The sequence below is a fragment of the Streptomyces albiaxialis genome (genome assembly GCF_039530985.1).
Lineage (GTDB): Bacteria > Actinomycetota > Actinomycetes > Streptomycetales > Streptomycetaceae > Streptomyces > Streptomyces albiaxialis.
The window spans coordinates 159,277-168,620 of the sequence record NZ_BAAAPE010000025.1; the positions used below are offsets into that span (position 1 = coordinate 159,277).

At 70.5% G+C, this 9,344-nt stretch carries 7 protein-coding genes; 3 read left to right on the forward strand and 4 right to left on the reverse strand.

The window, feature by feature from the left end; genetic code table 11:
• Window positions 1-53 precede the first annotated feature (53 nt).
• From ABD343_RS37170 to ABD343_RS37180, 3 genes are read right to left on the reverse strand one after another with little or no spacing between them, the layout of a single operon-like run.
• Window positions 54-908, reverse strand: a complete 855-nt coding sequence (locus ABD343_RS37170; RefSeq protein WP_344534830.1) for a DUF4097 family beta strand repeat-containing protein — start codon at window positions 906-908, stop codon at window positions 54-56.
• Window positions 909-957: 49 nt separating this feature from the next.
• Window positions 958-1,623 (reverse strand): response regulator transcription factor, encoded by a 666-nt coding sequence (locus ABD343_RS37175; protein ID WP_344534831.1) that lies wholly within the window; start codon window positions 1,621-1,623, stop codon window positions 958-960.
• Between the two features lie 4 nt (window positions 1,624-1,627).
• Window positions 1,628-2,902, reverse strand: coding sequence for a sensor histidine kinase (locus ABD343_RS37180; RefSeq protein ID WP_344534833.1), 1,275 nt, complete (start codon window positions 2,900-2,902; stop codon window positions 1,628-1,630).
• 286 nt (window positions 2,903-3,188) lie between these two features.
• Between ABD343_RS37180 and ABD343_RS37185 the strand changes: the two genes are divergently transcribed.
• Window positions 3,189-5,312 carry an MMPL family transporter gene (locus tag ABD343_RS37185; RefSeq protein ID WP_344534835.1) on the forward strand — a complete coding sequence of 708 codons (2,124 nt, stop codon included), beginning with the start codon at window positions 3,189-3,191 and terminating at the stop codon, window positions 5,310-5,312.
• A 139-nt stretch (window positions 5,313-5,451) separates the two neighbouring features.
• Window positions 5,452-6,141, forward strand: coding sequence for a 4'-phosphopantetheinyl transferase family protein (locus ABD343_RS37190; RefSeq protein WP_344534837.1), 690 nt, complete (start codon window positions 5,452-5,454; stop codon window positions 6,139-6,141).
• 42 nt (window positions 6,142-6,183) lie between these two features.
• Here ABD343_RS37190 and ABD343_RS37195 read toward each other — a convergent pair whose 3' ends face one another.
• A complete protein-coding gene (locus ABD343_RS37195; RefSeq protein ID WP_344534839.1) occupies window positions 6,184-7,539 on the reverse strand; it encodes a helix-turn-helix domain-containing protein in 1,356 nt (451 codons plus the stop codon).
• Between the two features lie 263 nt (window positions 7,540-7,802).
• On the opposite strand from ABD343_RS37195, the gene ABD343_RS37200 reads away from it, so the two are divergent.
• The coding region (locus ABD343_RS37200) for a condensation domain-containing protein (protein WP_344534841.1) at window positions 7,803-9,344 on the forward strand (1,542 nt) is incomplete at its 3' end.

Genomic DNA, 9,344 nt, shown 5'->3' on the forward strand with positions numbered 1-9,344 from the left:
GGTGGCCGGCGCCGAGACGGCGCCGGCCACCGGCATTCGCGAGGCCGCGGGGGTCAGCCCTCGCGAATGGTCACATCGCCGATCTTCGTGCGGGCCTCCACGGCGGCACCGGACGACGAGTCCTGATCCACCGTCACTTTCCGGTCGCCCACACGGGTCTCGGCGTTCACATCGAACGGGCCGGCGTCCGAGGGGAGATGCAGCTCCACGTCCCCCATCTTGCTGACGGCGGTCACCTTCTCGAAGGGGGAGATGTCCTCGACGCGGACACCCCCGAGCTTCGAACGCGCCTCGGCCGTACCGAACTTGACGTCCTTGAGCGTGACGTCCCCGGTCTTGCTCGTGGCGACGATCCGGTCGCCGGAGACGTGCCGCACGTCGACGCTGCCCACCCGGGTACGTCCCTCGACGGACCCCTCGACCCCCTTCACCGAGACGTCGCCCATGCGGCTGACGACCTTCACCCGGGTGTCGGCCGGCACGGTCAGGCGGTAGTCCGAGGCGCACTGGCCCACGCCCTCCCCGCAGTCGGCGCTGATGCTGAGGCTGTCGCCCTTCCGCTCGATGTCCTCGTCGGGCGAGCGCAGCGACTTGGTCAGCTCCTTGTGCAGCTCGGTCTTCTCGCCGCTTCCCACCACGTCGATCTCCACGTCGCCGCTGCTGATGTCCACCTCCACGGACCGCACCGACGGGTCGATCGGCTCGGTGGCGGTATCGGTGCGGGTGACCAGGAACAGCAGCGCGTACCAGGCGGCGCCGCCGACGAGCGTGAGCCCGGTCAGGAGGGCGGCGATACGGACCACGCGCCGCACGAGCGGACGCCCGGAGCGCTCCGGGCGGCCCGACGCCGAAGACGGCGAGGAAGGGGAGGGGGAGGGCGAGGAGGCCGAGTCGAGGGTCTCGGGCATCTCTGACTCCGGTTCTGACGATCGCGCGGACGTCGGGCTCATGTCTGGCTCATCCTCCGCGGTTCGAGAGGGAGTCGAGATACTGCAGAACGGCCCGGACGCGGCGGTGGTCCTGCTCGTCCGGGAGCAGATCGAGCTTGGTGAAGATCGAGCGGATGTGCTTCTCGACGGCACGTTCGGTGATGCACAGGCGCGCGGCGAGCCCGTTGTTGCTGAGCCCCTCGGCCATCAGCGCGAGGACCTCGCCCTCCCGCTCGGTCAGCGCCGCCAGGCTGTCGTTCTTCTGGTGACCGGCGAAGATCTGGGTGACCACGTCCGAGTCGATGGCGGTACTGCCCTCGGCGACACGGTGCAGCGTGGCCACGAACTCGTCCACGTCCGCCACGCGGTCCTTGAGGAGATAGCCGAGCCCCACGCTGCCGTGCGCGAGCAGCTTGGAGGCGTACTGCGCCTCCACGTACTGGGACAGGACGAGGACCGGGCGGTTGGGCTCCGAGGCCCGGATCGTCAGGGCGGCGCGCAGCCCCTCGTCGGTGTGGGTGGGCGGCATGCGCACGTCCACCAGGCACAGGTCGGGGTCGCGGTCGGCGACCAGGGCGAGCAGCTCGTCCGCGTCGCCGGCCTCCCCGACGACATCGATGTCCTCGTCCGCGAGCAGTTTGGCGAGGCCGGTGCGCAGGAGGATCGAGTCCTCCGCGATCACGACGCGCAACATGTCGCTATGCCCTCCAGGGAAGGGTGACCCCGACGGTGGTCGGGCCGCCGAACGGACTGGTGAGCGTGAGGTGCCCGTCGACCGCGTGGATCCGGTCCCGCAGCCCGCGGATGCCCGAGCCCAAATCCGGATCGGCGCCGCCGATCCCGTCGTCGGTGACCGTGAGCCGCAGCAGACCGTCCTCGGCGAAGACCTTGACCACGGCGCGGGTGGCACCGGCGTGTTTGGCGATGTTGGTGAGCAGCTCCGAGACCACGTAGTACGCCACGGCCTCGGCACGCGGGCTGGGGCGCTCCGGCAGCCGCACCGACAGGTCGACCGGAACGGGACAGCGGGCCGCGATGGTGGCCAGCGCGGGCTCCATGCCCTGCTCCGTGAGGATGGCGGGGTGCAGGCCGCGCGTGACGTCACGCAGCTCCTGCATCGCTGCCTTGGCCTCCTCGTGCGCGGACATCAGCAGCCGCCGGGCCTTGTCGGGGTCCCGTTCGAAGCGTGACTTGGCCCGTCCCAGATTCATTGCCACCGAGAGTAGACGCTGCTGCGTTCCGTCGTGAAGATCGCGCTCGATGCGCTGCCGCTCCATCTCCGCCGCGTCGACCATCCGCGAACGGCTGTCCTCCAGGTCGATCATCCGGCGCACGAGATGGTCGACCTGGTTGGCGCCCAGCATCCGGCCGACCAAGGCGGACTCGGCGCGGGCCAGCGGCCCGCCGAGCCAGGTGCCGGCCGCGAGCAGGAGCAGGCCCACCACCCCGCAGAGCACGGCGCCGAGAGCGGTCCCCAGCTCGATGCCGAGCAGCGAGACGCCGTCCGGCAGCAGCGGACCGAAGAAGGCCAGCAGCGTCAGCAGCAGCCCGGCGGCGAGCACCACCATGACCATGCCGCCCGCTCCCAGCGCCCACAGCGACATGAAGACGGTGTAGCCCAGCTCGCGCCAGGCCCGCCGCCCGAAGAGCCGCGCCAGGCGCTCCTTCAGCCGGCCGTCGGACGGGTTCGCCGGCATCTCGATCTCCACCCCCCGCAGGAGGTAGAGGCGCTGGCGGTCGAGCCGGGCGATCCAGTCGGCCAGCTTCATCGAGAGGGGGAGCAGCGGAAGGCCGAGCAGGAGCACCGGGGTCAGGGCGGCGCCGAGCGTGAACAGCGTGACGGGCACCCAGTAGACCGCCGACATGGCGAGGGTGGTCAGCAACTGCAGCAGGTCGTCGCGCACTTCCCGGGTCAGCAGACGCCGCGCGGCCCGGTAGAGGGCCGCTCGGATCCGCGGTGGTCTCAGCCTCATAGCACTTCCCGGTCTCAAATCGGCTATCCCGGATTCTAGGTTCCGGGGAACGGCCGTTCCGAGCGTGCTGGCGCTCCCATTCCCGGTAGTGGCACCACCACAGCGGGACGGGTGACTGCACGCCCGACGGTCCAGGGGGGCGCTGCGTAGGTTCACGCTGTACCCCTTCTGAGGAGCCTTCACGATGTCCTTCACCGAAGAGAAGAGTGCTGTGCGTGAGCGCGCCGCGCAGTCGGCAGCTCCCCCGTCACCGCGCGGGTTCGTAGAGCGAACGGCAGCCTGGAGTATGGCGCACCGCAAGCTCACCATGGTGCTCTGGATCGCCTTAGTGATCCTCGCCTACGCGGCGAGCACGTTCACGGGCGTAAAGGAACAGGATGACGCCGACGGCCTCACGGGAGAGTCCGCGGTGGCCGAACGCATGCTGGACGACGCGGATTTCGCCGACGACGGCATCGAGAGGGTGCTGATCCAGGCCCGCAGCGGGACGCTGCGCGACGGCGAGGCCGATGCCGTCGTCGACTCGCTGCGCAAGCGCTACGGCTCCGTGGACGATGTGGGAGAGGTCGGTGATCCGGTCACCTCGAAGGACGGGCGCAGCGTCCTCGTGCCCGTCACCCTCGAACTCGGCACCGGCGACGACAAGAAGAAGCCGAAACAGGTCGTCGGCCCCATGCTCGAGGAGACCGAGGCGGAACAGAAGGCCCATGACGATCTGCGCATCGAACAGATGGGCAAGGGATCCGTCACGAAGGAGCTGAGCAAGCAGCTCGGGGCCGACTTCCAGCGCGCGGAGTTCATCAGCGTGCCGCTCACCCTGATCATCCTGCTGGTGGCCTTCGGGGCGCTGCTCGCGGCCGGCCTTCCCGTGCTGCTCGGGATCACCTCGGTCGTCTTCGCGCTGGGCCTGGCGGGCGTCACCTCGCTGCTGGTCCCCGTCGACGCGAACCAGGCGAGCCTGATCCTGCTGATGGGCCTGGCCGTCGGCGTCGACTACTCGCTCTTCTACATCCGCCGTCACCGCGAGGAACGGGCACGCGGAACCACCGCCGACGCCGCGCTGCGCGTCGCCGCGGCCACCTCGGGCCGGGCCGTCATGATCTCCGGTCTCACGGTGGCGTTCGCGATGGGCGGCATGTTCCTCTCAGGCAACATGCTGTTCTACTCGCTCGCCCTCGGCACCATCCTGGTCGTGCTGGTGGCCGTGGCCGGATCGCTGACCGTGCTGCCCGCCGCGCTCGCGGGCCTCGGCGAGAAGATCGACCGGCCGCGGATCCCGGTGCTGTGGCGGCGTACCGCGGCGCGGGACGAGAGCAGGCTGTGGGGCGCGGTGCTGCGTCCCGTGCTGAAGGCGCCGGCCGTGTTCCTGTGCCTCGGTGTCGCGGCGATGCTCGCGCTGGCCGCGCCGGCCCTCGGCATGAAGCTGAAGATGCCGGGCGACGAGGACCTGCCGCGCTCGTACGCGATCATGCAGACGTACGACCGCGTGGTCGAGGCCTTCCCCACCGAGGGAACCGCGCACGCGGTGGCGGTCGAGGCCGACAAGAGCCGGTCCGGCGAGGTGGCCGAGACGCTGACCGGACTGCACGAGAAGGCCATGGAGACGGGGCGGTTCGCCGAGTCCTCCAAGCCGGACATCACCCTGTCCAAGGACGGCGACGTCTCGCGGCTCGAACTGCATGTCGAGGGCGAACCCGGCAGCACGGAGGCGAAGGAGACGCTGGACCTGCTGCGTTCGGACCTGGCGCCCGAGGCCATGAAGGGCGCCGAGGTCGAGGAGTGGGCCGTCGGCGGCGTGACCGCCTTCTCGGAGGACTTCTCCGACACGCTGCGCGACCGGCTGCCCCTCGTGATCGGCTTCGTCACCCTGCTCTGCCTGGGCGTGATGTTCCTGGCCTTCCGGTCGGTGATCCTCGCCCTGCTGACGGCCGCGCTCAACGTGCTGTCCGTCGCCGCCGCCTACGGCGTGCTCGTGCTGGTCTTCCAGCACAAGTGGGCCGAGGGGCCGCTCGGTTTCGAGTCGAACGGAGCGGTGGTCTCCTGGCTTCCGCTCATCCTCTTCGTCGTCCTGTACGGACTGTCCATGGACTACCACGTGTTCGTGCTGAGCAGGGTGCGCGAGGGCGTCCGGCTGGGGGGCTCCGCACACGCCGCCATCAGGCACGGAATCCTCTCCTCCGCGGGCGTCGTCACCACGGCCGCTGTGATCATGGTCGCCGTCTTCGCCGTCTTCGCGACGCTCTCGACCCTCGACATGAAGCAGCTCGGAGTGGGACTCGCCGTCGCCATCCTCCTCGACGCCACGCTGATCCGCGGCGTGCTGCTGCCCGCCGCACTCGCCCTCTTCGGCAAACGAGCCTGGCCCGCGCGGCACAACTCACCGCAGGCCCCGGCCGCCTCCAACGATTGATCGCTCCCGAGGGGAGAGCAGGCCCGTCATGAGCCTGCTCTCCCACCCCCGCCGTGGGGGCAGCAAACGAAGGAGATTCCTGATGGGTGAGTGGGCTCCGGTCCCGTGCGGCCTGAGAGTGCGGTCGGGGGAACTGCATGTGTTCAGGTCCCGTCTGGACCTCTCGCCGCAGGCTGCCGACGAGGCGGCTCGTCTGGTCAGCGAGGACGAGCTGGTCATGGCCGAAGCGCTGGACAGGCCCGGCGACGGCCGGGCGTTCCTGTGCGCCAGAGCCCTGACCCGCCGAGTGCTCGGCTGGGTGCTCGACCGCCACCCGGCCGGGATCGAGTTCTGCCGCACCGAGCACGGAAGGCTCGCGCTGGTGGACCGGGAGGTCTGCTTCAGCGTCTCCTACGCGGAGGGCGAGCTCCTGGTCGCCGTATCGCGGAAGAGCGAGGTCGGCGTGGACATCCATGACAGCGAAGTGACGTACAACGAGGACCTCCATCTGGCCCTGACCGAGGGGGAGATGCGGCTGCTGCGGCGGCTGTCCCCCTCCGCGCGGCAGATGTTCTTCCTCGGACTGTGGGCCCGCAAGGAGGCCGTGCTCCGCGCGGTCGGCTACGGGCTGCGCGTCCCGCCGGACGAGGTGGACGTCCTCCTGGAGGACGGCAAGGGCACGGTGGCCGTGCCGCTCCCGCACGGCGGCGGGGTCATCGAGGTCCATGTGCGCGACCTCCCGTCGGGGCGCGAGACGGTGGCCGCCGTGGCCGCCGCCGGGGCCGTCACCGGCCTGCACGCGTGGACGTTCACCCCGCATGTGGGCGCGGCCCTCTGGAACGCCGGCTGATCGAACCGGGATACATCCCCCGCGTCCGGCTCGATCGGTCGGTCAGGCCGACGGCTCCTTCCCGGAGCCGTCGGCCGCAAGCATTTCGCTCAACTTCCGCCAGGTCTCGGAGGACTTGCGGTAGGCACCCACCCGTTCCAGGGTCATCGCGGCCTGCCGGTAGCACTCCATGACCGCCTTGACGTCCCCGTTCAGGGCGTGGGCCCGCGCGGCCAGCAGATCGCACTGCCCGTGCTTGGCCAGCGGCAGTTCGGAGCCTCGGCCCCGCACCTGGCCGGTGATCTCCAGCACGCGGTCCGGCCGCCCCTGCCGCAGCGCGAGCTGCGCCTCGGCCAGCAGGAGGTCGTCCATGTCGCCGTTGAGGCTGATGAGTTCGACGGCCTGACGGGCGCGCGCCAGCAGGGCCGACGCCTGCTCCAGGACCTCGTCCGAGTGGTCGTGCTCCAGGCGGAGCGCGGCGGACGTCCGGCACAGCCGCGCCCAGTCCGCGAGGTTCACCTCCGGGCGCAGACAGCCGAAGGCCGCCTCGTGGAGACGGGCCGCCTCCTGCGGCAGTCCGCGCAGGTAGCACGTGCTGCCGGTCGCCCAGTGGACATGGCCGCGCAACTGACGCGAGGGGATCTCCTCGGCGATCTCCTGGAGGGCGTCGGCGATGCTGGTGGCGTTCTCCAGCTCTCCGCTGTCGGCATAGGCGTTGAGCAGCGCGAGCATGGCGTTCACCCGCTCGTGGGCGGTCGGAGCCAGGGTGACCATGTCGGCCACCGCGCTCTCCGCGACCCGTACGGACTCCCCGAGACGTCCCTGGCGGCGGAGGTTCTCGGAGAGGGCCGTGGCGACCCGGGCGGCGAGCCGGGGTGCCTCGCGCGACAGGGCGGTGTCGGCCAGCCCGGTGAGCACCGCGTGCTCCTCGTCGGTGTGGCCCAGTTCCCGGAGGACCTCGGCGAGCAGCCAGGCGGCCTCCCAGAGCAGGTCGTCCTCGGTGTGCCCGTGACTCTCGGCGTTGATGCCGCGCAGCATCTCCGCCGCCTCGGCCAGTTCGCCGTCCTTGCGGAGCGCGCGCGCCGCGAGCAACTGGCCCGCGACATCGAGGCGTCGGCTGCGGTGCTCGGCGACATCCTCGGAGTCATGGCCTGTCAAGGCTTCGAGCGGCACTTCGAGCCGGCGTGCGAAGAGTGTGGCGATCAGGTCGTTGGGCGAACGTCCGCCGCTCTCCACCCGGGACACGTAGCTGGCCGACACGTCGGCTCCGGCCAGTTCGCTCTGGGACAGACCGCGCTGTACTCGCAGCTTTCGAAGTCTGCGTCCAAAGGCGGGCTGTTCAATCATCTTCTCATCCTCCGGGACCGCCCCCGGCCTGCGCGAAAGAGGGCGAGCGGCTGTTGTGTGGCCCGGCCGCATGGGCCGATCCCGGTGGCGTTCCCGGTGCGAACGGGCAGCGTCAACGAGATGCGCTGGCAGCGTATGGCGAGCGTCATGGAGGTGTCGAATCCGCCCCCGCCGAGGGTGCCGATCGAGACACGCCCCGGGTTGACGCAGGTCAAGGCACGCTGTCACGCAGCCTGTCAGATCCTGCTTGAGATTTGACAAGTGTATGTCTAGTGTTGTGCTTCACGTGACGGATGTCGTCAAGTTCTGTGACAGCACGGGGGATGTGAGTCGGAATGGCTGTCGTGCATGGCCAGAAGAGCGCCTCGGAGCCTGGGAGACGGGGCCGTGAGACGGACGCGGAGAGCGTCGTACCGCTTTCCGCGGGGCAGGCCTCGCTCCACTTCTTGCAGCTTCTTGCGCCTGACTCGCCCGCATATCACGTTACCGGGTGTGTCACAGTCATGGAGCGGTTTGACATGGCACGGCTGCGATGTGCCTGGGAGGCCGTCAGCGCCCGTCACCCCGTTCTCAGTGGCGTGATCACGGCCCGGGGCGACGTGCCCGCGCAGCGCTGGTTCGCGGCCGAACCGCCCCTCACCGTGCGCGAGACGCCGGGGATCGGCGCCGAGGAGCTGCGGCTGCTCGCCACTCGGGACTACGAGCGCGCGTTCGCCCTGGACAGCGAGGCCCCCGCGCGCCTGTTCGTCTACCGCGACGAGGGCGCCACGACCCTGCAGCTCGTCCTGCACCACATCGCGGGGGACATGAGCTCCCTGTTCCTCGTCATCGACGATCTCCTCACGGTCTACCGGTCCGAGGGCGACGTCACGTCCGTACTTCCCGCCGGACCTGACACCTCGTACGCACGCCATGTGACTGCCGAGCGGGAATTTCTTGACAGCCCTCGCGCGGCGGCCTCGCGGCGCTACTGGGAGGGGCAGCTCGCCGGCTGCCGGTTCGCCCTCGACCTGCCGGGCATGACCGCCCCCCGCCCGGTCGCCGACCCGGGAGCACCGGCACACGTCCGGTTCGCGCTCGACCCCGACGTCGTGTCCCGGGTACGGGAGCTGGCCGGGGAACGGCGCAGCACCACCGCGGGCGTCCTGCTCGCCGTCTTCAACGTGCTGCTGCACAAGCTGACCGGCAGCGACGACATCGTCGTCGGGTTTCCCGTGGAGGGCCGGAAGAGCTCCTTCAAGCGGACCGTCGGGCACTTCACCAACTCCGTGCTGATCCGCACCCCGGTCACCGGCGAGGCCACCTTCGGCACCGTCCTCGACGCCACCCGGGCCGCCCACCTCGACGCCGTCCGGCACCGGGCGCTGCCCACCCCCGAGGTGCTGGGACGGCTGACGCCGGGATCCGCCACGTCGGGCCAGTCGCTCTACCAGGTGAGCTTCCAGTTCGAGACCGGCCGGCTCGCCGACGGCACGCGCGCGGTCCTCGGGGACCTGGGGACCGTCCGGTTCGCGGGTTACGACACCCACCCGGTTCCGGTGCGTCAGCAGGTGGCCCAGCTCCCGCTGCGCCTGCAGGCCGGGGAGGTGGACGAGGGCGTACAGGGCGTCCTCCACTTCGACCCGGCCCGGCTGGACGCGACGACCGTCGCCGGTTACGCCCGGCTCTTCGAGACCCTCGTGGCCGAGGCCGTGGCCGCCCCCGGCACGGCGGTCGCCTCGCTGGGGAGCGAGGGGAGCACCCCCGCGCACTGGTCCGGCGCCGGAACACCCTCGGCCGGTGACGGCACCCTCGTGCACCGGTCTGTGGTGGGTGGTGGGGTGGTGGTGCCGTCTGGTGTGGCGTTGGTGGATGGGGGGCGTTGTTGGACGTATGCG